The organism is Geminicoccus sp., from assembly GCF_035556675.1.
Taxonomy (GTDB): domain Bacteria; phylum Pseudomonadota; class Alphaproteobacteria; order Geminicoccales; family Geminicoccaceae; genus Geminicoccus.
The window spans coordinates 1-21885 of record NZ_DATMFZ010000225.1 but is presented as its reverse complement, the minus strand read 5'-3'; the positions used below and the strand labels follow the sequence as shown (position 1 = coordinate 21885).

Below are 21885 nucleotides of genomic sequence, written 5' to 3'. Positions count from 1 at the left end.
CGCTTGAGCATGCCCATGCCGGTCAGGCCTTGAGCAGGGCGGGCACGTCCGGCCCCGGCAGGTCGGCGCCGCCGCCTTCCTCGAATTGCAGGCGGTAGAGCCGGGCATAGATCCCGCCGGCCTGGACCAGGGAGGCATGGTCGCCCAGTTCCACGATCTGGCCGCGGTCCAGGACTGCGATCCTGTCGGCATGCACGATCGTGGACAGGCGGTGGGCGATCACCAGGGTGGTGCGGTTCACCATCAGCCGCTCCAGCGCGTCCTGGATCTGCCGCTCGCTCTCCGTGTCGAGCGCGGAGGTCGCCTCGTCCAGCAGGAGGATCGGCGCCTTCTTCAGCATGGCCCGGGCGATGGAGAGGCGCTGCCGCTGCCCGCCCGAAAGCCGGATCCCCGAGCCGCCGATCCGGGTATCGTAGCCCTCCGGCAGCGCCATGATGAAGTCGTGCGCGGCTGCAGCCATGGCGGCGGCCGTGATCTCGTCGTCGGTGGCCTCCAGCCGGCCATAGGCGATGTTGGCCCTGACCGTGTCGTCGAACAGGCTCACTTCCTGGCTGACCAGCGCCATCTGCGCCCGCAGGGACGCCTGGGTGACCGTGCGGATGTCCTGGCCGTCGATGGTGATCCGGCCCTGCTGCGGCTCCCAGAAGCGCAGCAGCAGGTTGATCAGGGTCGACTTTCCCGAGCCTGACGGCCCGACCAGCGCCACGGTGCTGCCGGGCGGGATGTCCAGGCTCAGTCCCTGGATGGCCGGCACGCGGGCATGATAGGCGAAATGCACGTCCTCGAAGCGGACATGGCCCTTCACGTTCGCGAGGGCGCCGGCATCCGGCTGGTCCTCGATCTCGGCCGGGCGGTCGATCACGGCATAGACCCGGTCCGCCGCAGCCAGCCCCTCCTGCAGGGCATTGTTCAGCTTGGCGATGCTCTTGAGCGGCTGGTAGGCCATGAGCAGGGCCGTGATGAAGCTGAAGAACGTGCCGGGCGTGGTGTTGCCGGCCAGCACCTGGCTGCCGCCATAGCCGATCACCGCGGCGATCGCGACGCCGCCCAGCGTTTCCATGACCGGTGCGGTGGCGGCACGGATCCGGGCGGCCTTGAGCTGGAACTGGTACTGACCCTCGATCAGCCCGTCGATCCGCTCGATCTCGAAGTTCTCGCGGTCATAGGCCTTGACCTGGCGCACCCCCTGGAAGGTCTGCTCCAGCCGGCCGGTGATCCGCCCCATCTGCGCCTGGGCCTGGCCCACCACCTTGCGCACCCGCTTGCCCAGCCGGGTGATCGGCCAGTAGGCGAGCGGGAAGCCCAGAAAGGCGATCGTGGCGAGCTTCCAGTCCTGGTAGAACATCAGCGCCACCAGGAAGATCACCGACAGGCCGTCCCGGGCCATGCCGGTGAGCACCGAGGTGAGCGCCACGCGCAGGGCGGCGACGTCGTAGGTGATCCGCGAGATCAGCCCGCCGGTGCCCTCGGTCACGAAGAAGCCGAGATCGGCGCGGATCGTATGGCGGAACAGCCGGGCCTGGATGTCGGCGACCACGCGGTTGCCGGCATCCGCCATCATGCGGTCCTGGACGAACGAGGCCACGCCCTTGACGAGCGCCAGCGCCAGCACGGCCAGCGGCACCAGCGCCAGCATGGTGGCGTCGCGTTCCAGAAAGACCTTGTCCAGGACCGGCTCGATCAGCCAGGCATTGCCGGCCGTGGTGGCCGCAACCAGCACCATCGCGATCGTGGCGATGGCGAGCTTGCCGGTCAGGCCCTTGACGTGATCATGCAGGAGGCGACGGAGCAGTGCGCGCCAGTGGCCGTCCGCCTGCAGCGGTGTCGTCGCCTTCTTGATGGTTCAAGCGCTCCGGTCGGCCGCGCTGGTGTACTTCCAGACATAGGCCGGCGGCATGTTGTTGAGCACGAAGCCGGCCAGCTTGGCGTTCAGGCCGTAGCGCCGGTGCGGGATCGGCGAGATCGGCGAGTAGCTGTACTGCAGCATCACGCCCTTCGGCCCGACGATCTTCATGCCGCCCTTGTACACGGCCTCGCGGAAGCCGTCGGGCATCCCCACCATCGGCAGGCCGGAAATGATCGTCGACACCTTGCGCACACCGTGCTTGCTCAGGATCTGATCGAGCTTGGTGGCGTCACCGCGCACGACCGTAGCGCCCATGAAGCGGGTGCTTAGATACTTGTGCAGCTTCTCGTCCAGCTCGACGACGATCAGCGCCTCGCGCGGAATGCCGGAATCGACCAGACCCTGGGTGATCGCCCCGGTGCCGCCGCCCAGCTCGACCACCTTCTCTCCCGGCTGCCAGATCACCTGCTCGGCGATCTTCTTGGCCAGCGACTGGGACGAGGGGATGATCGACCCCATCGACTTCGGCGATCTGAGCCAGGTCTTGAAGAAGAGCTCGCTCTCTTTGAACAGCTCGATCCGTTGCATCACGTCTCCTCGGACCGGCCACAATGCCGGCCGCCCTCACCAGGCGACACCACGCCAGTTTCGGGTGTGGTTCGGCAGAAAAATAGAAACGACCCACCTTCAGGTCGAGGGTGGGGTCGCGGCGTGCGGAAAATAGGCACGCTGCCTCGGGCTGCAAAGTGCCTGTCGCACAAACTTCCATGAAATGTGGCTAATGCACAATTTTCGTGCAGGCCTCGGAATGGGCGGCACCTTACGGCCATGTCGGACGTTGCTAGGAGGATCATGGGCCGTTCATGACAGGACGTCGCACATGGAAATTGCTCCAGGCATGCAGCTCGCTGCCGCCCGCTCGTTTCCGCCGCTGGCAGTGCGCCTGCAGGACCTCGCCGAGCTGGGCTATGCCAAGGTGGAGCCATACGATGCCCTGCTGCGGGATCCGGCCGGACTAATGGCCCTGGTCCGTGCTGCGAACCTGATCATGCCCAGTATCCAAGCGGGGCTGCCCAGACTGCGGTCCGACCTGCAGCGGGTCATCGGCATGGCCGATACCCTCCATGCCGGGCTGGTGATAATCCCCGATCTCGGCCAGGGTGACTATCCGGCCGACACGCCGGGCTGGATGCGGCTCGGGGCGGAGCTGGCCGGTCATGCGATCAAGCTGAAGACCGCCGGCAAACGCCTGGCGTGGCATAATCGTGAACAAGAATTCATGCGGCTGCCGGATGGCAGCCGGCCGATCGAGCACCTGTTCGAGGCCTCGCCCGACATTTTCTGGGAGATCGACGTGGCCTGGGCAGTGCGCGCCGGCGAGGACCCGGTCGAGTGGATCGACCGCTACCCCCGCCGGATCGTGGCCGCACATCTGAAGGACATCGGCGAAAGCCCCGCCAGCGGTGAGCTCGTCTGGACCGACCTCGGTCAGGGCATGCTCGACTGGGGGCTGATCGTCCCGGCACTGCGCCGGTCGGCCTGCCAGCATTGGTATGCCGGACACGGCGCCTGCCTGGACTTCGAGCGCTTCGCCCGGCGTGCCATCCAGACGATGCGCGACTGGTCCCGGCCGGGCTGACCCGCTGGGCCGCCGCCTTGCCACGGCCACGGCCGGCGCTCATCATCCTGGCAGAACTGGCGGCTCCAGGAGGTCTGAAAGTGGAATTCTCCGAAGGCTCTGGATCGGACGCGCTCGCGGGCGTGAGCGAACTGGTGCAGAGCCGGGTGCAGGCCGCCGACCGCGACCTGGCCCAGGACTTCGTCGAGCGCTTCTTCGCCGGCGTGGCCGAGGCCGACCTGGCGGCGCACGACCCGGCCGACCTCTACGGGCTGGCGCTCAGCCACCTGGAACTCGCCCACCGGCGCCTGCCCGGCACCTGCCGGATCCGGGTGCTCAATCCGGACATCGAGCGGCACGGCTTCGTCTCGACCCATACGCTGGTGCAGATCGTCAACGACGACATGCCCTTCCTGGTCGACAGCGTTCATCTGGCGGTGGCCCGCGCGGACCTGGCCATTCATCTCACCATCCACCCGGTCATGCCGGTGCGGCGCGATGGCGACGGGCGGCTGATCGGCCTGGGCGGGCCGGATGCCCGGCCGGAGAGCTTCATCCTGGTGGAGGTCGACCGCCGCTCGGACCAGCCGGCCCTGGCACGGCTGGAGGCCGAGCTCCAGCGGGGCATCGAGGACGTGCGCAAGGCGGTGCGCGACTGGCAGCCGATGCGCGCCAAGGTCGGCGAGGCTGCCGACGGCATCTCGACACTGCCGGGCGACGTGGCCGAGCCCGTGGCCTTCCTGCGCTGGCTCGCCGACGACCACTTCACCTTCCTGGGCTATGCCACCTACGACCTCGTGGATACCGGGGACGGGCTGGACCTGGTGCAGGTACCGGGCTCCGCGCTGGGCATCCTGGCGATCCCGGAAGGGGAGGCGGGCGGGCAGCCCCGCTCCGGCGGGCTGGCGGCATTGCCGCCCGAGATGCGGGAGCACGCGATCCAGCCGGACCCGCCGGTGGTGGTGAGCAAGGCCAGCACCCGGGCCACGGTGCACCGGCCCTCCTACCTGGATTATGTCGGGGTCAAGCGCTACGGGCCGGACGGCCAGGTGGTCGGCGAGCACCGCTTCCTCGGCCTGTTCACCTCGGTCGCCTACAGCCTGCCGCCCCACGACATCCCGCTGCTGCGCGGCAAGGTGCAGGGCGTGCTCGATGCCATGCAGCTGCCCGCGCACGGGCATGCCGCCAAGGCGCTCGCCCACATCCTCAACAACCTGCCGCGCGACGAGCTGTTCCAGATGGACCGGGCGCAGCTGCTGGCGACCGCGCGCGCCACGCTGCAGCTCCAGGACCGCTCGCGCCTCAAGCTGTTCCTGCGCCAGGACCGGTTCTCGCGCTTCTTCTCGGTGCTGCTCTATGTCCCGCGCGAGCGCTGGACCACGAGCGTGCGCGCGCAGATCGAGCGGATCCTGCTGGCCCGCCTGCATGGGGTGGACTGCGAATTCCAGACGCAGCTCGGCGAGAGCCCGCTGGCCCAGGTCCTGTTCATCGTCCGCGTCCAGGACCCCAGGGCGCCGGTCGAGGTCACCGCCGAGGAGCTGGAGGCCGAGATCGCCGAGGCGACCCGGCCTTGGAGCGAGGGACTGCGCGCCGCCCTGCTTGAGGCGCAGGGCGAGGAAGCGGGGGTGCGCCTGCTGGCCCGGTTCGGCACGGCGTTCCCGATCTCCTACCAGGAGCAGACAGCACCCAGGGCGGCGGTCGCCGACATCGCCCGGATGGCGGCACTCGAGAGGGATGGGGTGACGCTGTCGGTGACGCTGTACCGGCCGCTGGGCATCCGCGCCGAGCGGCTGCGCCTCAAGCTGATCCAGGCCGACCAGCGAGCGGCCCTGGCGGACGTCCTGCCAGTCCTGGAAAATCTCGGCCTGCGCACTCTGGCCGAGGATGCCCATCTGGTCGCCGACCGCGAGGGACGCGCCTTCTGGCTGCACGACTTCGAGGTGGAGCCGGTGGTACCGGGCAGCTTCGACCTCGACCGGATTGGCAGCCGGTTCGAGGCTGCGTTCCGCCGGATCTTCCTGGGCGAGATCGAGAATGACGGGTTCAACCGGCTGGTCCTGGCCGCCGGCCTGGACGCCGACCAGATCGTGACCCTGCGGGCGATCTGCAAGTACCAGCTCCAGGTGGGCCTGACCTTTAGCCAGCCCTATGTCGAGCAGACGCTGGCGGCCAACCCGGAACTCGCCCGCGAGCTGGTAGCGCTGTTCCAGGCCAGGTTCGATCCACAGGCCGCGGGCGACCGGGCCGCCGCCGAAGCGGCCGCGGTCGCCCGGATCGACACGGCACTCACCAAGGTGGCCGTGCTGGACGAGGACCGGATCCTGCGTCGCTATCTGGGCACGATCCAGGCGATGCTGCGCACCAACGCGTTCCGGCCATCCCGGCGCTCGCTCTCCTTCAAGCTCGACAGCAAGGCCGTGCCGGGCATGCCGCAGCCGGCGCCCTGGCGGGAGATCTTCGTCTACGCGCCCGAGGTCGAGGCGGTGCATCTGCGCGGCGGACCGGTCTCGCGCGGCGGGATCCGCTGGTCGGACCGGCGCGAGGACTTCCGCACCGAGATCCTGGGCCTGGTCAAGGCGCAGATGGTCAAGAACGCGGTGATCGTGCCGGTCGGCGCCAAGGGCGGGTTCGTGGTCAAGCGGCCGCCCAGGTCCGGCGACCGGCAGGCACAGCAGGACGAGGCGATCCGCTGCTACCGGACCTTCCTGGACGGCCTGCTCGACATCACCGACGACATCCGGGACGAGGCCACCATCCCGCCGGCCGACGTGGTCCGCCACGACGGCGACGACCCCTATCTCGTGGTCGCGGCCGACAAGGGCACGGCCAGCTTCTCCGACATCGCCAACGCGCTCGCCACCGAGCGTGGCTTCTGGCTGGGCGATGCGTTCGCCTCGGGCGGCTCGGCCGGCTACGACCACAAGAAGATGGGCATCACCGCCAGGGGTGCCTGGGAATCGGTGCGCCGCCATTTCCGCGAGATGGGCGTCGATCCGGAGCAGGACCCGATCAGCGTGATCGGCATCGGCGACATGTCCGGCGACGTGTTCGGCAACGGCATGCTGCTCAGCCGCTCGATCCGCCTGGTGGCGGCCTTCGACCACCGCCATATCTTCCTGGACCCCGACCCGGATCCGGAGCGCAGCTTCACCGAGCGCGAGCGGCTGTTCGCCCTGCCGCGCTCGTCCTGGGACGACTTCGACCGCAGCGTGATCAGCCAGGGCGGGGGCGTGTTCTCCCGCCAGCTCAAGTCGATCCCGCTCTCGCCGCAGATCCGTGCGGTGCTGGGCATTGAGGCGGAGAGCCTCCCGCCGTTCGAGCTGATGAGCGCCATCCTGAAGGCGCCGGTCGACTTGTTCTGGAACGGTGGGATCGGCACCTATGTTAAGGCGCGGGCTGAGACCCACCGCGAGGCCCAGGACCGGGCCAACGACCCGATCCGGGTGGATGGCGAGGACCTGCGCTGCAAGGTGGTCGCCGAGGGCGGCAATCTCGGCGTCACCCAGCGCGGGCGGATCGCGTTCGCGCGCAAGGGCGGGCGGATCGGCACCGACTTCATCGACAACTCGGCGGGCGTCGACTGCTCGGACCACGAGGTCAACATCAAGATCCTGACCGGGGCGGTGGAGCAGGCCGGCGACCTGACCCGCAAGCAGCGCGACCTGTTGCTGCGCGAGATGACCGACGAGGTCGCGGCCATGGTCCTGCGCGACAACACGCTGCAGAACCTGGCTCTGTCCACCACCGAGCAGCGTGGCCTGGAGCTGCTGGATTCGCAGATCGGCCTGATCCGCTCGCTGGAGCGCAGCGGCCGGCTGGTGCGCAGCCTGGAGTTCCTGCCCGGCGACGAGGAACTGGCCGAGCGGCGGCGTGACGGCCATGGCCTGACCCGGCCGGAACTCGCCGTGCTGATGGCCTATGCTAAGATGGACCTGTTCGACGGGCTGTGCGCCGGCACCGCCGTGGACGACCCCTATCTGGCCGAAGAGCGGCTGCATTACTTCCCGCGGCCGCTGCGCAAGCGCTTCTCCGACGTGATTGCCCGGCACCGCCTGGGGCGGGAGATCGTCGCCACCCGCCTGGCCAACGGCATGGTCAACCGCGCCGGCATCTCCTTCGTGCGCGACTTGGCCGACGAGACGGGTGCCAGCGTCGACGAGATCGCCCGCGGCTACCTGATCGTGCGCGAGGTCTTCGAGCTGCTGCCGGTCTGGGGCGCCGTGGAGCAGCTCCCGGCCTCCAGCGGGCCGGCGCAGCTGGCCCTGCTGACCGAGCTCACCCGCACCACCGCGCTGGCGGTGCGCTGGACGATCGTGCACGACCTGGCGAGCCTGCCGCTGGCCGACACGATCGAGCGGCTGCGCGGCGGCGTTCATGCGTTGCGGACCCAGATCGAGCGGCTGGCACCGCCGAGCTTTGCCCGGTGGCTGAGCGGGCGCTGCCAGGACCTGCAGGGGCTGGACCTGCCGGCCGGGGCGATCGACCATCTGGCGGTGCTGCCGCTCGCTACGGTGCTGCTCGACGTGCTGCGCATCGCCCATGACACCGGCATCGCGGTCGAGGAGGCGGCGCGCGTGCGCCTCGCGCTGGACGAGACGCTGGATACCGGGCGGATCGCGCAACTGGTCGACCGGATCGCCGTGCGCAGCGCCTGGGATCACGAGGCCAAGGCAGCGCTGCGCGACGAGCTGGCGGAGATGCTGCGCCGCGCGGCCCATGATCTGCTCACCAAGGGCGAGACGCTGGAATCCTGGCCGGAACGGCGCAAGGCCGCGATCGAGCGCTACCGCGGCGTCCTGGCCCGGGCCGAGAACGAGGCGACGGTGGACCCGGCGGTGGTCGGTGCGGTGGTGCGCTCGCTCGGGCGGCTCACCGCGGGCTGACGCCCGCAATGAGCCGGATTCAGCGGCCGAGCCTGCCCTTGAGCTCGTCGATCAGCCGGGACGCCTCGGCCTTGGTGAGCTCGCTGCCGGGCGGCTCGACCTTGGCCTCCTCGCACAGCGTGGTGCGATAGGAGGCCTGGGCCCCGGTCATCGGCTCGTCACCCGACACCCAGTCGTCCGGATCCTTCTCCGTGTTCGAGCCGGGACGCGGATCCAGCTTGGGATTGTCCGCGGCGTTGCTCATCTGGTCCTCGATGTTCCCGTTATGTTCGAGAACAACCAGGAGTGCCGGCTCCGGTTCCCTTCGTCAGGCGGGTTCGGGCTGGCTGGCCCGCTCCGCCGCGGCATGGAGCAGGGCGCGTGCCGCCTCGCCGGCCGCCTCCATGTAGGAGGGGTCGCGGTGCAGCAGGATCACGGCGAAGGCGCCATCCAGCAGGAGCACGACCTGCCGGGCGAGCAGCCCGGCGTCCGGCAGCCCGCCCGCTGCGAGCTGCTCGGCCAGCCAGGCCTCGAAGCGCTTCTTGTGGGCGGCTCCGATGCGCATCGCCGGGTGGCCCGGCAGGTTGGCGAGCTCCGCCGCCGTCCGCAGGAAGCCGCAGCCCTTCCAGTGCTTCTGCGCCACCGTGTGCGCCAGCCGCCGGAAGATGGCCTGGACCTTGATCGGCAGCCCGCCCTCGGCCTCGGCGAACCAGCGCTGGAACAGGGCCAGGTTCGGCTGGTCGCGCGCCTCCAGATAGGCGGCGACCAATTCGTCCTTGCTGCGGAAATGGTAGTAGAGCGTCCGCTTGGTCAACTTGGCCTGCTCTGCCACCGCGTCGACGCTCACCGCCCGGATTCCCTGGGCATAGAACAGCCGGCTCGCCGCCGCGATGATGCGTGACCTGGTGCTGGGAGGGGCAGGGGCCATGGGGCCGAGGTATACTGACCAGTGAGTATCAGCAAGCCGCTGGCACGCGCTAGCCTGCAGGCAATCGGAACATCCGGCAGCAGCAGGAGGGATCGTCATGAATGTGCTGGTGGAAGTGGCGGAGCGCATCGCCCTGGTGACCCTGAACCGGCCGGACCGGCTGAACGCCCTGGACTTCGCCACGATCGACCGCCTCCAGGCACTGCTCGACGGGTTTGAGGCGGATGGCGAGGTGGGGGCGGTGATCCTGACGGGTGCGGGCGAGCGGGCCTTCTCGGCGGGTGCCGACATCCACGAGTTCACCGGCAGCGTCCGGGCCGGCGTGGCCACGGCCGTGCGCGACTTCGTCCTGCGCGGCCAGCGGCTGACGGCGCGGATCGAGCGCTTCCCCAAGCCGGTGATCGTGGCGGTGAACGGCCTGGCCTATGGGGGCGGGTGCGAGATCACCGAGGCGGCGCCGCTGGCGCTGGCCAGCGAGCGCGCGAGCTTCGCCAAGCCGGAGATCCGGCTGGGCATGCCGCCGACCTTCGGCGGGACCCAGCGGCTGCCGCGGCTTGCCGGCCGCAAGCGCGCGCTGGCCCTCCTGCTGAGCGGCGAGCCGTTCAGTGCAGCCCACGCACTGGAGATCGGGCTGGTCAACCAGGTGGTGCCGCATGAGCAACTGCTGCCGGCGGCGCGCGACCTGGCCGGGCGCATCCTGCGCCACGCCCCGGAAGCGATCGCCGCGGTGCTCGCGGCCGCCACGGGCGGGCTCGATCTCAGCATCGGCGACGGGCTGGCACTCGAAGCCGAGCAGTTCCGCCGGGTCGCCGCCAGCGGCCGGCTCCTGCCGGGGCTGGAAGCCTGGGCGGCCCGGCGCGGCCGGGATGGGCGCGCGCTCAATCCGGCAGGATGATCTGCGTCGGCCTGCCCTGCCGGCGCTGCTGGGTCCATTCCAAGACCAGCACATAGGCCACGGCCAGCAGCGTCGGGCCCAGGAACACGCCGAGCAGGCCGAAGGCGAACGCGCCGCCCAGTACTCCGATCAGGACCAGGAGGAGGGGGGTCTTGGTGGCGCCGACCTTGTGGATGAGCCAGGGCCGGATGACGTTGTCCGAGCTCGATACCGGCAGCGCACCCCAGATGATCATGAAGATCGCCCAGAAGGTCTCGTCCTGCTGGAACAGCCACAAGGCTGCCGGCACCCAGACCAGCGGCGGACCGATCGGGGTCAGCGACAGCACCGCGGTCAGGATGCCCAGGAAGGCCGGCGCCGGGAGGCCCGCCAGCCAGTAGCCGATGCCGGCGACGACGCCCTGGATCACCGCGGTGCCGAGCATGCCGTACACCACGCCCTTGACCGTGCTGCCGGCGACATCCAGGAGGCGCTTCGCCCGTGCCCCCGTCAGCCGCTCCAGTCCGCCCTGGACCCGGTCGGCCACTGCCTCGCCGTCGCGGTAGAGAAAGAACATGATCACCAGGCTGAAGGCGAGCTCCAGAAGCCCGGTGCCGATGCCGAGCCCCGCGGTCAGTGCGAGCTGCGCGAGGTTCTCGGCGTAGGGGGTCAGGTAGCGCAGGATGGCGAAGCCGCCCTGTGCCGCGTCGCGCCACTCGTCGGCGATCAGCGGGCCCACCAGCGGCACCGCTTCCACCCAGCCAGGCGGGGGCGGCAGGCCGGCGGCGAAGACCTCGCGCATCCAGCGGATGCCGAGCGTCATCTGGTTGCCCATCGACGGCACCAGCGCGGCGAGCGGCACCACCAGGATCAGCAGGGCGCCGGTGACCATGGCGAGCGATGCCAGGCTCGGGGAGAGATGGCGCTGGCGCAGCCAGCGATAGGCGGGCCAGGTCGTGTAGACCAGGATGACCGCCCAGGCGGTGGCGGACAGGAACGGGGCCACCACCAGGTAACAGGCGGCCAGGAGGATCGCCAGGGCGGCCACGCCCAGCGCCTGTTCGAGACTGGGCTGGTTCATCGGGGCCACCTGGAAGGCAGGATCATGCGCCGGCCAGCCGGCCGGCCAGGACGGCATCGGCCAGCGCCGCGATTTCGGGCCCGAGCATCCGGTCGTCCTCGAGCTTCGGGCTGATGTCCCGCACGATTCCCATCGCCGCCTCCAGGGGCGGCGAGGAGCGCAGCGGGCGGCGGAACTCGATGCCCTGGCAGGCCGCCATCAGCTCCACGGCCAGGAGATGGGCGAGATTCTCGTTCATTTCCATCAGCCGGCGCGCGGCATAGGTGGCCATGCTGACATGGTCCTCCTGGTTCGCCGAGGTCGGCAGGCTTTCCACGCCGACCGGGCTCGCCAGGTGCTTGTTCTCCATCTGCAGGGCGGCCGCCGTCACCTGGGCGATCATGAATCCGGAGTTCAGCCCGGGTGCTGGGGTGAGGAAGGCCGGGAGGAGCGAAAAGCCCGGGTCGATCAGGAGTGCTATGCGCCGCTCGGCAATGGCCCCGATCTCGGCTAGAGCAAGGGCGATGCGGTCGGCCGCCAGTGCCACCGGCTCGGCATGGAAGTTGCCCCCGGACAGGATCTCCCCGTCCTCCGGGAAGACCAGCGGATTGTCCGAGACCCCGTTGGCCTCGCGCTCCAGGATCCCGGCCGCATCCGAGAGCAGGTCCCAGCACGCACCCATCACCTGCGGCTGGCAGCGCAGGCAGTAGGGGTCCTGCACCCGGTCGTCGCCGAACCGGTGGCTTTCGCGGATCTCGCTGCCCTGGAGCAGCTTTGCCAGCTTCGCGGCCATGATCCCCTGGCCGGTCTGGTTGCGCAGCCGGTGGATGCGCGGGTCGAACGGCGTGTCCGAGCCCTTGGCGGCGTCCACGGTGAGCGCACCGGCGACCAGCGCCGTGTCCAGCAGCAGCTGGGCCTGCCACCAGCCATGGATCGCCAGCGCGGTCGAGACCTGGGTGCCGTTCAGCAGCGCCAGGCCCTCCTTCGGCCCCAGCACCAGCGGCGCCATGCCGATGCGCTCCAGCGCCAGGCGGGCCGGCAGCCGCTCCCCCGCCAGCCGGATCTCGCCCTCGCCGATCAGCGCTCCGCTCAGATGGGCCAGGGGCGCCAGGTCGCCCGACGCACCGACCGAGCCCTTGGCCGGCACCACCGGCAGGGCGTCGTGGCGCAACAGGTTCAGGAGGGCATGGACCGTGCCCGGCCGCACGCCCGAATGGCCATGGGCCAGGGAGGCGGCCTTGAGGATCAGGACCAGCCGGACCACGACATCGTCGAGCGGCTGGCCCACGCCGCACATGTGGCTGAGCACTAGGCGCTTTTGCAGCTCCTCGACCTCGGCCGGCGAGATCCGGGTATGGGCCAGCCGGCCGAAGCCGGTGTTGACGCCATAGGTCGGCGTGTCCGCAGCCGCTGCCCGTGCCACTACCTGTTCGGCCGCCGCGATCTTCGGCCGGAACGATTCGTCCAGGACGAGCTCCAGGCCGGGCGTGCCCGCCCAGGCCATCAGCTCGCTCAGCACCAGTCGGCCCGGAACCAGCTCCGGCATGCTCGCTCTCCTGCGTCCGCCTCCCGCTCTTAGGACGGTGGCGGCTTTGGCGCCATGGGCGAGACGGCAGCCGGCCCAAGCCGTCGAACACGTGCCCCATACGATGTCGCAGGCGGTAGCGGATGGCCGATCCGCCGCGTATCAGGGCGCGGACAGGTGAAAGCGGCCCCGGAGAGCAGAAGAATGAACCCGATCCTATTCGCGCCATCGCCCGAACGGATCGCGGCGAGCAACTGGACGGCGTTTCGCGATGCATGGGCGTCGCGCGATCCAAGCGTGCCGGAGGAGCCGCGGGCCTTGTGGCGCCACAGCGTCACCCACGCGCCGGCCTTCTGGCAGGAGCTTCGTTCCTATGCCGGCGTGATCGACGAGGGCTCGCCCGAGCCAGCGCTGGTCGGCGATGCGATGCCGGGTGCGAAGTGGTTCCCGAACCTGCGCCTGTCCTTTGCCGAGAACCTCCTGCGCCGCAGCGACGACGGCGTGGCGCTGATCGCCTGCGATGAGCGCGGCAGCCGGCGCGAGGTCAGCTTCGCCGGGCTGAACCGCATGGTGGCCGGTCTGCAGGCCTGCCTGCGCCGGCTGGGTGTCGGCGAGGGCGACCGGGTGGCCGGCCTCATGCCGAACATCCCCGAGGCGATCGTGGGCCTGCTCGCGGCCAATTCGATCGGTGCGGTGTGGTCGTCCTGCTCCCCCGATTTCGGCCGGCAGGGCGTGCTCGACCGGTTCGGCCAGATCGAGCCCACCGTGCTGCTGACCGTCGACGGCTACAGCTATGGCGGCAAGCCGTTCGACATCCGGGCCAAGGTCGCCGAGATCGCCGCCGCCATCCCGTCGCTGCGCGCCGTGGTGGTGGTGCCCTATCTCGAATCCTCGCCCGATCTGTCACCCGTGCCGAACGCGATCGGCTGGCAGGAGGCGACCCAGGGCGGCGAGGCGAGGCCCAGCTTCGTCCGCCTACCGTTCGACCACCCTCTCCTGGTGCTCTACAGCTCCGGTACCACCGGCACGCCCAAGGCCATCGTCCACGGCCAGGGCGGCACGCTGTTCCAGCACCTCAAGGAGCATCGCCTGCACGGCGACCTGAAGGACGGCGACCGGCTGTTCTACTTCACGACCACGTCCTGGATGATGTGGAACTGGCTGGTCAGCGGCCTTGCCTGCAACGCGACCCTGGTCCTGTGGGAGGGCTCGCCCTTCCACCCCGATCCCGCCGTGCTGTGGCGGCTGGCCGAGGCCGAGGGGTTCACCCAGTTCGGCACCTCCGCGAAATATATCGACGCCTGCAAGAAGGCCGGCGTCCGGCCGGCCGAGTTCGGGCTGGCGAAGCTGCGCACGCTGTTCTCGACCGGCTCGCCGCTGGTCCCGGAGAGCTTTGCCTGGATCTACGAGGCGGTGAAGCAGGAGCTGCAGGTGGCCTCGATCTCGGGCGGCACCGACATCGTGTCCTGCTTCGTGCTGGGCTACCCGACGCTGCCGGTCCGCATGGGCGAGATCCAGGGACCGGGCCTGGGCCTCGCGGTCGACGTGTGGAACGATGACGGGCAGCCGGTGCGGGAAGAGAAGGGCGAGCTGGTCTGCACCCGGCCGTTCCCTTGCATGCCGGTCGCATTCTGGAACGACCCGGATGGCAGCCGCTACCGCGCCGCCTATTTCGAGCGCTTCCCCGGCGTCTGGCACCATGGCGACTATGCCGAGATCACCGAGAGCGGCGGGATCGTGATCCATGGCCGCTCCGATGCGGTGCTCAACCCCGGCGGCGTGCGGATCGGCACGGCCGAGATCTACCGGCAGGTCGAGCAGGTCGAGGAGGTGCTGGAGGCGATCTGCGTCGGCCAGGACTGGGAAGGCGACGTGCGGGTCGTGCTGTTCGTGAAGCTCCGCCCGGGTCTGGTGCTCGATGACCGGCTGCGCGAGCGGATCAAGCGCCAGGTGCGGGCCAACACCACGCCCCGCCACGTACCGGCCAGGATCGTCCAGGTCGCCGACATTCCGCGCACCATGAGCGGCAAGATCACCGAGATCGCGGTGCGTGACGTCATCCACGGCCGGCCGGTCAAGAACACCGAGGCGCTGGCCAACCCGCAGGCCCTCGACCTCTACCGGGACCTGGACGACCTGCGCCGTTGAGCACGGCCACCACCGCCGCCGGGCTGCGCGCGATCGGGCGGGAGGCCCCGATCTGGAGCCTGGCCGGCTGGCTGCCGCTCTGCCTGCTCTGGGCCACCGGTCATCTGGACTGGGCCGGCCTGCTGCTGGGTGCGGTGGTGGCTTTCCTGGCTGGCGGCCTCCTGGCGCTCTGGCGGATCCGCGAGTTGGGCCCGCTGCTCGCCTGGGTCGAGCGGGTGCGCGATGGCCAGAGCGCGCCCGGTGCCGTGCCGGACAGCTTCCTCTATGGCCGGCTGCCCCCGGCGCTGCTCGCGGTGGAGCGCGAAACCCAGGCCCTGCGCCAGCAGATCGCTTCTTCGGACGAACTGCTGCGTGCCATCGTCGACGCGGTGCCCGACCCGATGCTGGTGGTGAGTGCGCGCGGCCATGTGCGCCTCGCCAATCCTGCCGCCGAGCAGCATTTCGCGCAGAAGCTGCCGGGCCAGCCGCTCGGCCGGTTCCTGCGCGACCCCGGCATCCTGGCGGCGATCGACTCGGCGATCCTGGGCGATGTGTCCTCGATGGTTACCTTCAGCCCGCTGCTGGAGCGGATGCGCCGCTATACCTGCCGGGTCCAGCCGGTGAAGATCGCCGGGGGCGAGCCGGCCGCGGTGCTGTGCCTGCGCGAAACGTCGGAGCAGCTCGCGATCGAGCGGATGCGCTCGGACTTCATCGCCAATGCCAGCCACGAGCTGCGCACGCCGCTCACCGCCCTGCTGGGATTCGTCGAGACGCTGAAGGGACCGGCCAAGGACGATCCGGCGGCACAGGCGATGTTCCTGGACATCATGGCGGCCGAGGCCGGGCGGATGACCCGGCTGATCGACGATCTCCTGTCCCTGTCGCGCCTGGAGGCAGAGAGCTCGCGGCCGCCCACCGACGAGGTCGAGCTGAACGAGCTGATCGTGGCCGCAGTGAACGGGCTGGAGCCGCAGCTCCAGAAGAACGGCACGGCCGTGGAAATCGTGATCGAGGACGGCCTTCCGCCGGTGTGCGGCGACTACGACCAGCTCCAGCAACTGGTCACGAACCTCGTCGACAATGCCAGCAAGTACGGACGGCCGGGCACGCCGGTGCGGGTCGAGCTGAGGCGGCTGGACCCGGCCGGGCCCGAGGCCGGGCCGCTCGCCGGCAGGCCTGCCGTGCAGCTCGCCGTGGTCGATCAGGGCGAGGGGATCGCGCCCGAGCACCTGCCCCGCCTCACCGAGCGCTTCTACCGGGCCGACAAGGGCCGCTCGCGCCGGGCCGGCGGCACCGGGCTGGGCCTAGCCATCTGCAAGCACATCGTCCGGCGGCACGGCGGCCATCTCAGCGTGGCGAGCCGGCTGGGCGAGGGCTCGCGCTTCAGCGTGTTCCTGCCGCTGCCCTGACCCTCGGACGCCGGCCGTCACGGTCTCCCTGTCACGGCCCCCTGTCACGACGCTGTCACGGAGCCATCATAAAAGCGGCACCGCCCTGGGCCATTGGAACGCCCATCGCACGCTACCTGTTGGAGCCCACCAGATGAAGCATCTGGCCTATGCCGCGGCCGGTCTGGCCCTCGCCGCGTTCGCGACCGACGCGCACGCCCGCGATCAGATCCGCATCGTCGGCAGCTCGACCGTGTTTCCGTTCTCCACCGCGGTCGCCGAGACGTTCGGCGGCAAGTCCGGCATGCCGGTCCCGGTGGTCGAGAGCACCGGCACGGGTGGTGGCATGAAGCTGTTCTGCAGCGGGGTCGGGGAGAATACGCCCGACATCACCAACGCCTCGCGGCGGATCAAGGAATCGGAGCTCGAGGCCTGCGCCAAGGCCGGCATCGACGCGGTGACCGAGGTCCAGATCGGCTTCGACGGCATCGTGCTGGCCTCCGACAAGTCGGCCCCGGACGTCAACCTGACCATCCCGCAGATCTTCCTGGCGCTCGCCAAGGAGGTCCCGGTGGACGGCAAGCTGGTACCCAACCCGTACCACAAGTGGAGCGAGATCGACCCGTCGCTGCCGGACGTGAAGATCGAGGTCCTGGGCCCGCCGCCCACCTCCGGCACCCGCGACGCCTTCGTCGAGCTGGTGATGGATCACGGCTGCGCGACCTTTCCCGAGATCGAGGCGCTGGACAAGGATGCCAGGACGGCCACCTGCCAGACGATCCGCGAGGATGGCGGCTACGTCGAGGCCGGCGAGAACGACAACCTGATCGTGCAGAAGCTGCAGGCCAACCCGGATGCGGTCGGCATCTTCGGCTACAGCTTCCTCGACCAGAACCTGGACAGCCTGAACGGCCACCCGATCGACGGCAACGAGCCGACCTTCGAGAACATCGCCGCAGGCAGCTACCCGATTTCCCGCTCGATCTACTTCTATGTGAAGAACGCCCATGTCGGGGTCGTCCCTGGCATCAAGGAGTTCATCGAGGAGTTCACCAGCGAGGCGGCGTTCGGCGAGGAAGGCTACCTGGCCGACAAGGGGCTGATCCCGATGCCGGAGGCGGACCGCGAGGCCGTGCGCAACAGTGCGATGGCGCTCACGCCGGTCAACCTGGGCTCCTGAGCAACTGAGGGCAGGGGGGCGGAGGCGGCGCTCCCTGCTGCTTCGGGCCGGCAGCACGGCGGCCCTGTCGAGCGAGATCCCGGCCTGGCGGTAGGCATGTACACATTAGCGATCATTCTGGTCATGGCGGCGGGCGCGTACCTGTTCTCGCGCCAGCGGGCCTGGGCCCTGGCCGGTGGGCGCTCCAGCGCCCTGCACAGCCGCCCGTCCTACCATGGCTGGCACGCCGCCCTCCTGTCCGGCGGGCCGGCGATCCTGCTGGTCATCCTGTGGTTCCTGTTCGCTCACTCGATCGTCGGCGCCATCGTGAGCGCCGGCCTGCCCGAGGCCGTGCGCAGCGAGCCATCCGGCGCGCTGCAGTTCTTCATGCAGGATGTGCGGCGGCTCGCGACCGGGCTGCCGCTCGGCCGGGAAGCGAGCCCGGAGGCGCTCGATGCGGCCGCTGCCTATGCCCGGGCGATGCTGGCCGGCAACTGGGTGTTCGGCATCGTCGGCGTGCTGCTGGCCGGCTGGCTCGGCTGGCTCGCCTACCGGAAGGTTGACCCGCAGTTCCGCGCCCGCAACCGGGTCGAGCGTTGGACCGACTATCTCCTGCTCTCGGCCGCGGCGGTCTCGGTGCTGATCACCGCCGGCATCGTGTTCTCGGTGCTGTTCGAGAGCCTGCGCTTCTTCTCGATGGTGTCGCCGCTCGAGTTCTTCTTCGGCCTGAACTGGAGCCCACAGACCGCGATCCGCGCCGACCAGGTCGGCTCCAGCGGCAGCTTCGGCGCGGTGCCGCTGATCACCGGCACCCTCCTGATCACCTGCATCGCGATCTTCGTGGCCGGCCCGATCGGGATCATGTCGGCGATCTGGCTCTCCCAGTACGCGCCCAGACGGGTGCGGGACGTGGCCAAGCCGCTGATGGAGATCCTGGCCGGCATTCCGACCGTGGTCTACGGCTTCTTCGCCGCCCTCACCGTCGCACCGTTCATCCGTCGCGTCGGCGAGGTGCTGGGCCTGAACGTGGCCTCCGAGAGTGCGCTCGCCGCCGGCCTGGTCATGGGCATCATGATCATCCCCTTCGTGTCCTCCCTGTCGGACGACGCAATCAAGGCCGTGCCCACGGCCCTGCGGGACGGGTCGTACGGGCTGGGTGCCACCAAGGCGGAAACCATCCAGCGGGTGATCCTGCCGGCAGCGCTGCCGGGCATCATCGCCGGCTTCCTGCTCGCGGTGAGCCGGGCGATCGGCGAGACCATGATCGTGGTGATGGCAGCCGGGCTGGCGGCCAACCTCACCATCAACCCGTTCGCGGCAGTCACCACCGTCACGGTGCAGATCGTGACCCTGCTGGTGGGCGACCAGGAGTTCGACAGCGCCAAGACCCTGGCGGCCTTCGCGCTCGGCCTGTTCCTGTTCGCCATCACCCTGGTCCTGAACATCGTCGCCCTCTACATCCTCAACCGCTTCCGGGAACGCTATGACTGACCTGGTGTCCAACGGAGGCCGGTTCGCCGCGATCACGCAGCGGCCGCCCCGCCCAGAAGCGGTCGTGGCCGCGCACACGCGGCGGCGCTATGCCCGCGAGCGCCGCTTCAAGCTGATCGGCATGGGTGCCGTGATCCTGGCGATCGGCCTGCTCGCGATCCTGCTGGCCACCGTGCTCAGCAGCGGGGCCGGAGCGTTCCGGCAGAGCTACGCGGTGCTGGATGTTCGGCTCGACCCGGCGAAGATCGACCCGTCCGGGAACCGTGATCCCGAAGTGCTGGCCGATGCCGATTACCAGGCGGTGCTGAACGATGCCCTGGTCTCGGCATTCCCCGACATGGACGACCGGCAGGGCCGGCGTGCGCTGCGCGCCATGCTGAGCGCCGGCAGCGCGATCCAGTTGCGCCAGATGGTGCTGGACGATCCGGCGCTGATCGGCAGCACCGTCCCGGTCCGCTTCCTGCTGGACGACGAGCGCGACCAGTATTTGAAGGGCGAGGTCGACCCGGGCATCCCCGAGGCCAATCGCCGCCTGAAGGACCGCGACATCGCCCTGATCGACCGGCTGGCGGAGCAGGGGCGCATCGAGACCGGCTTCAACTGGACATTGTTCACCAATGCCGACAGCCGCGAGCCCGAGCAGGCCGGCCTGCGTGCGGCCCTGGTCGGCTCCTTCTGGATGATGCTGATCTGCTTCTTCCTGTCGGTGCCGGTCGGCGTGGCCGCCGCGGTCTATCTGGAGGAGTTCGCGCCCAAGAACCGGTGGATCGATCTGATCGAGGTCAACGTCAACAATCTGGCGGCCGTGCCCTCGATCGTGTTCGGCCTCCTGGGCCTCGCGATCTTCCTGAACCTGTTCGGGGTCCCGCGCTCGGCGTCGCTGGCCGGTGGCCTGACCCTGGCGCTGATGACCCTGCCGGTGATCATCGTGGTAACCCGGGCGGCCCTGCGCTCGATCCCGCCCTCGATCCGCGCGGCAGCGCTGGGCATCGGCGCCTCACCGCTCCAGGTCGTGTTCCACCATGTCCTGCCGCTGGCGCTGCCGGGCATTCTGACCGGCACGATCATCGGCATGGCGAGGGCACTGGGCGAGACCGCACCCTTGCTGATGATCGGCATGGTGGCGTTCATCGCCAACGTGCCGAGCGGTCCGCTGGATCCGGCGACGGCCCTGCCGGTGCAGGTCTTCCTGTGGTCGGACAGCCCGGAGCGGGCATTCACCGAGCGCATGGCGGCAGCGATCATCGTGCTGCTGGGCTTCCTCATCGCGATGAACGTGATCGCGGTCCTGCTGCGCAAGAAATTCGAACGGACGTGGTGAGCACCATGGCGACGGCAATCAAGGTCGACGATCTCCCGAAGACGGAGGTGCAAGCCGCCCAGCGGCCGGCACCCAAGATGTCGGCCCGGAAGGTCAACCTCTGGTACGGCCAGAAGCAGGCCTTGTTCGATGTCGACCTCGACGTGGCCAAGAACTCGGTCGTGGCCCTGATCGGGCCGTCGGGCTGCGGCAAGTCGACCTTCCTGCGCTGCCTGAACCGGATGAACGACACGATCGACGGCTGCCGCGTCGAGGGCGACATCCGCCTGGATGGCCGGGACATCTATGACCGCAGCGTGGACGTGGTGCAGCTGCGCCGGCAGGTGGGTATGGTCTTCCAGAAGCCCAACCCGTTCCCGAAGTCGATCTACGAGAACGTGGCCTATGGGCCGCGCATCCATGGCCTGGCCGCGAACAAGGCCGAGTTCGACGAGATCGTCGAGACCAGCCTGAAGGGTGCGGGCCTGTGGAACGAGGTGGCCGACCGCCTGTCCCAGCCCGGCAACAGCCTGTCCGGCGGCCAGCAGCAGCGCCTGTGCATCGCCCGCGCGATCGCGGTGGCCCCCGACGTGATCCTGATGGACGAGCCCTGCTCGGCGCTGGACCCGATCGCGACCGCCAAGATCGAGGAACTGATCGACGAGCTCCGCCAGCACTTCACCATCTGCATCGTCACCCACAACATGCAGCAGGCGGCGCGCGTCTCGCAGAAGACTGCCTTCTTCCACCTGGGCAAGCTGATCGAGTTCGGGGACACCGACCAGATCTTCACCAACCCCAAGCAGCAGATGACCCAGGACTACATCACCGGCCGGTTCGGCTGAGCAGGGGGCGGACATGAGCATGAGCGAGAGCGGGCCAATCAAGAAGCATCTGGTGCGCGCCTATGACGACGACATCGAGCAGATCACCCGCCTGATCACCGAGATGGGCGCCATCGTCGAGCAGCAGGTGGCGTTCGCCACCCAGGCGCTGGCGGAAGGCGACGAGCACGCAGCGCGCACGGTGATCGATCGTGACCCCCAGGTCGATGCGCTGGAGGAACGGCTGGACCAGACCGCGATCCGGGTGCTGGCGATCCGGCAGCCGATGGCGATCGACCTGCGCATCATCGCCATGGCGCTCAAGATCTCCAACGACCTGGAGCGGATGGGCGACTATGCGGTCAACATCGCCAAGCGGGTGATCCGGCTGCAGAGCCAGACCCGGATCCGCCCGATCCCGACCATGGTGATGATGTCGGAGATGTGCCAGGAGATGGTCAAGGACATCCTGGACGCCTATATCGCCCGTGATCCGGACAAGGCGATGGCGGTCTGGAAGCGCGATCAGGAAGTGGACAATGCGCACAACAGCGTGTTCCGCGAGCTCCTGACCTACATGCTGGAGGATCCCCGCAAGATCACGCCCTGCATCGACTTGATCTTCATCGCGAAGAACCTGGAGCGGATCGGCGATCATGCCACCAACATCGCGGAAAAGATCCACTACATGATCCATGGCCACGAGATCAACCGCAGCCGGGACGACGAGCAGTGACGCCGCTGATCCTGGTGGTCGAGGACGAGCCACCCTTGCAGCAGCTCCTGGCCTACAACCTGAAGTCGGCCGGCTTCGACGTCGCCCAGGCCTTCGACGGCGAGGAGGCGCTGCAGCTGATCGACGAGCGCGCCCCCGACCTGGTCC

17 protein-coding genes are annotated in these 21885 nt (G+C 69.3%); 11 read left to right on the top strand and 6 right to left on the bottom strand.

Features of this window, described 5'->3' with window-relative positions:
- Positions 1 to 22: 22 nt before the first annotated feature.
- Positions 23 to 1738 (bottom strand): ABC transporter ATP-binding protein, encoded by a 1716-nt coding sequence (locus VNS22_RS15960; RefSeq protein WP_325734181.1) that lies wholly within the window; start codon positions 1736 to 1738, stop codon positions 23 to 25.
- Between the two features lie 105 nt (positions 1739 to 1843).
- Positions 1844 to 2434, bottom strand: coding sequence for a class I SAM-dependent methyltransferase (locus VNS22_RS15955; RefSeq protein ID WP_325734107.1), 591 nt, complete (start codon positions 2432 to 2434; stop codon positions 1844 to 1846).
- A 310-nt stretch (positions 2435 to 2744) separates the two neighbouring features.
- Here VNS22_RS15955 and VNS22_RS15950 point away from each other — a divergent pair, with 310 nt between their 5' ends.
- Both VNS22_RS15950 and VNS22_RS15945 read left to right on the top strand, forming a co-directional pair.
- A complete protein-coding gene (locus VNS22_RS15950) occupies positions 2745 to 3485 on the top strand; it encodes a sugar phosphate isomerase/epimerase (protein WP_325734105.1) in 741 nt (246 codons plus the stop codon).
- 80 nt (positions 3486 to 3565) lie between these two features.
- A complete protein-coding gene (locus tag VNS22_RS15945) occupies positions 3566 to 8347 on the top strand; it encodes an NAD-glutamate dehydrogenase (protein ID WP_325734103.1) in 4782 nt (1593 codons plus the stop codon).
- A 19-nt stretch (positions 8348 to 8366) separates the two neighbouring features.
- On the opposite strand, the gene VNS22_RS15940 is transcribed toward VNS22_RS15945, so the two are convergent.
- The gene (locus VNS22_RS15940; RefSeq protein WP_325734101.1) at positions 8367 to 8591 is read right to left on the bottom strand and encodes a DUF3072 domain-containing protein; all 225 of its coding nucleotides are present in this window, start codon (positions 8589 to 8591) and stop codon (positions 8367 to 8369) included.
- A 63-nt stretch (positions 8592 to 8654) separates the two neighbouring features.
- A complete protein-coding gene (locus VNS22_RS15935; RefSeq protein ID WP_325734099.1) occupies positions 8655 to 9254 on the bottom strand; it encodes a helix-turn-helix domain-containing protein in 600 nt (199 codons plus the stop codon).
- Positions 9255 to 9351: 97 nt separating this feature from the next.
- On the opposite strand from VNS22_RS15935, the gene VNS22_RS15930 reads away from it, so the two are divergent.
- Positions 9352 to 10149, top strand: a complete 798-nt coding sequence (locus tag VNS22_RS15930) for a crotonase/enoyl-CoA hydratase family protein (protein WP_325734097.1) — start codon at positions 9352 to 9354, stop codon at positions 10147 to 10149.
- Here VNS22_RS15930 and VNS22_RS15925 read toward each other — a convergent pair.
- Positions 10133 to 11209: an AI-2E family transporter gene (locus VNS22_RS15925; RefSeq protein ID WP_325734095.1), complete on the bottom strand. Its 1077-nt coding sequence runs from the start codon at positions 11207 to 11209 to the stop codon at positions 10133 to 10135. The genes VNS22_RS15930 and VNS22_RS15925 overlap by 17 nt on opposite strands.
- A gap of 22 nt (positions 11210 to 11231) precedes the next feature.
- Positions 11232 to 12734 (bottom strand): histidine ammonia-lyase, encoded by a 1503-nt coding sequence (gene hutH / locus VNS22_RS15920; protein ID WP_325734093.1) that lies wholly within the window; start codon positions 12732 to 12734, stop codon positions 11232 to 11234.
- Positions 12735 to 12917: 183 nt separating this feature from the next.
- On the opposite strand from hutH, the gene VNS22_RS15915 reads away from it, so the two are divergent.
- From VNS22_RS15915 to VNS22_RS28370, 8 genes are all read left to right on the top strand, one after another.
- Entirely contained in the window at positions 12918 to 14861 is a 1944-nt protein-coding gene (locus tag VNS22_RS15915; RefSeq protein ID WP_325734091.1) for an acetoacetate--CoA ligase, read from the top strand.
- The gene (locus VNS22_RS15910; protein WP_325734089.1) at positions 14858 to 16249 is read left to right on the top strand and encodes a sensor histidine kinase; all 1392 of its coding nucleotides are present in this window, start codon (positions 14858 to 14860) and stop codon (positions 16247 to 16249) included. The genes VNS22_RS15915 and VNS22_RS15910 overlap by 4 nt, the downstream gene beginning before the upstream one ends.
- A 133-nt stretch (positions 16250 to 16382) precedes the next feature.
- A complete protein-coding gene (locus VNS22_RS15905; RefSeq protein ID WP_325734087.1) occupies positions 16383 to 17408 on the top strand; it encodes a substrate-binding domain-containing protein in 1026 nt (341 codons plus the stop codon).
- Positions 17409 to 17504: 96 nt separating this feature from the next.
- Entirely contained in the window at positions 17505 to 18878 is a 1374-nt protein-coding gene (pstC, locus tag VNS22_RS15900; protein WP_325734085.1) for a phosphate ABC transporter permease subunit PstC, read from the top strand.
- Positions 18871 to 20199 carry a phosphate ABC transporter permease PstA gene (gene pstA, locus VNS22_RS15895; RefSeq protein WP_325734083.1) on the top strand — a complete coding sequence of 443 codons (1329 nt, stop codon included), beginning with the start codon at positions 18871 to 18873 and terminating at the stop codon, positions 20197 to 20199. The genes pstC and pstA overlap by 8 nt, the downstream gene beginning before the upstream one ends.
- A gap of 77 nt (positions 20200 to 20276) precedes the next feature.
- Positions 20277 to 21023 (top strand): phosphate ABC transporter ATP-binding protein PstB, encoded by a 747-nt coding sequence (gene pstB / locus VNS22_RS15890; RefSeq protein ID WP_325734179.1) that lies wholly within the window; start codon positions 20277 to 20279, stop codon positions 21021 to 21023.
- Positions 21024 to 21036: 13 nt separating this feature from the next.
- Positions 21037 to 21738 (top strand): phosphate signaling complex protein PhoU, encoded by a 702-nt coding sequence (gene phoU / locus VNS22_RS15885; protein ID WP_325734081.1) that lies wholly within the window; start codon positions 21037 to 21039, stop codon positions 21736 to 21738.
- Positions 21735 to 21885 (top strand): response regulator (locus VNS22_RS28370; RefSeq protein ID WP_349261810.1); only part of this gene is annotated, 151 nt, incomplete at its 3' end. The genes phoU and VNS22_RS28370, both read left to right, overlap by 4 nt.

Excerpts from the sequence above, each read along its gene's own strand:
- VNS22_RS15940 (WP_325734101.1), bottom strand. The coding sequence starts at position 8,591 with ATGAGCAACGCCGCGGACAATCCCAAGCTGGATCCGCGTCCCGGCTCG.
- VNS22_RS15955 (WP_325734107.1), bottom strand. The coding sequence starts at position 2,434 with ATGCAACGGATCGAGCTGTTCAAAGAGAGCGAGCTCTTCTTCAAGACC.
- pstC (WP_325734085.1), top strand. The coding sequence starts at position 17,505 with ATGTACACATTAGCGATCATTCTGGTCATGGCGGCGGGCGCGTACCTG.
- VNS22_RS15930 (WP_325734097.1), top strand. The coding sequence starts at position 9,352 with ATGAATGTGCTGGTGGAAGTGGCGGAGCGCATCGCCCTGGTGACCCTG.
- VNS22_RS15950 (WP_325734105.1), top strand. The coding sequence starts at position 2,745 with ATGCAGCTCGCTGCCGCCCGCTCGTTTCCGCCGCTGGCAGTGCGCCTG.
- hutH (WP_325734093.1), bottom strand. The coding sequence starts at position 12,734 with ATGCCGGAGCTGGTTCCGGGCCGACTGGTGCTGAGCGAGCTGATGGCC.
- VNS22_RS15915 (WP_325734091.1), top strand. The coding sequence starts at position 12,918 with ATGAACCCGATCCTATTCGCGCCATCGCCCGAACGGATCGCGGCGAGC.
- VNS22_RS15905 (WP_325734087.1), top strand. The coding sequence starts at position 16,383 with ATGAAGCATCTGGCCTATGCCGCGGCCGGTCTGGCCCTCGCCGCGTTC.
- pstA (WP_325734083.1), top strand. The coding sequence starts at position 18,871 with ATGACTGACCTGGTGTCCAACGGAGGCCGGTTCGCCGCGATCACGCAG.
- pstB (WP_325734179.1), top strand. The coding sequence starts at position 20,277 with ATGTCGGCCCGGAAGGTCAACCTCTGGTACGGCCAGAAGCAGGCCTTG.
- phoU (WP_325734081.1), top strand. The coding sequence starts at position 21,037 with ATGAGCATGAGCGAGAGCGGGCCAATCAAGAAGCATCTGGTGCGCGCC.
- VNS22_RS15925 (WP_325734095.1), bottom strand. The coding sequence starts at position 11,209 with ATGAACCAGCCCAGTCTCGAACAGGCGCTGGGCGTGGCCGCCCTGGCG.
- VNS22_RS15935 (WP_325734099.1), bottom strand. The coding sequence starts at position 9,254 with ATGGCCCCTGCCCCTCCCAGCACCAGGTCACGCATCATCGCGGCGGCG.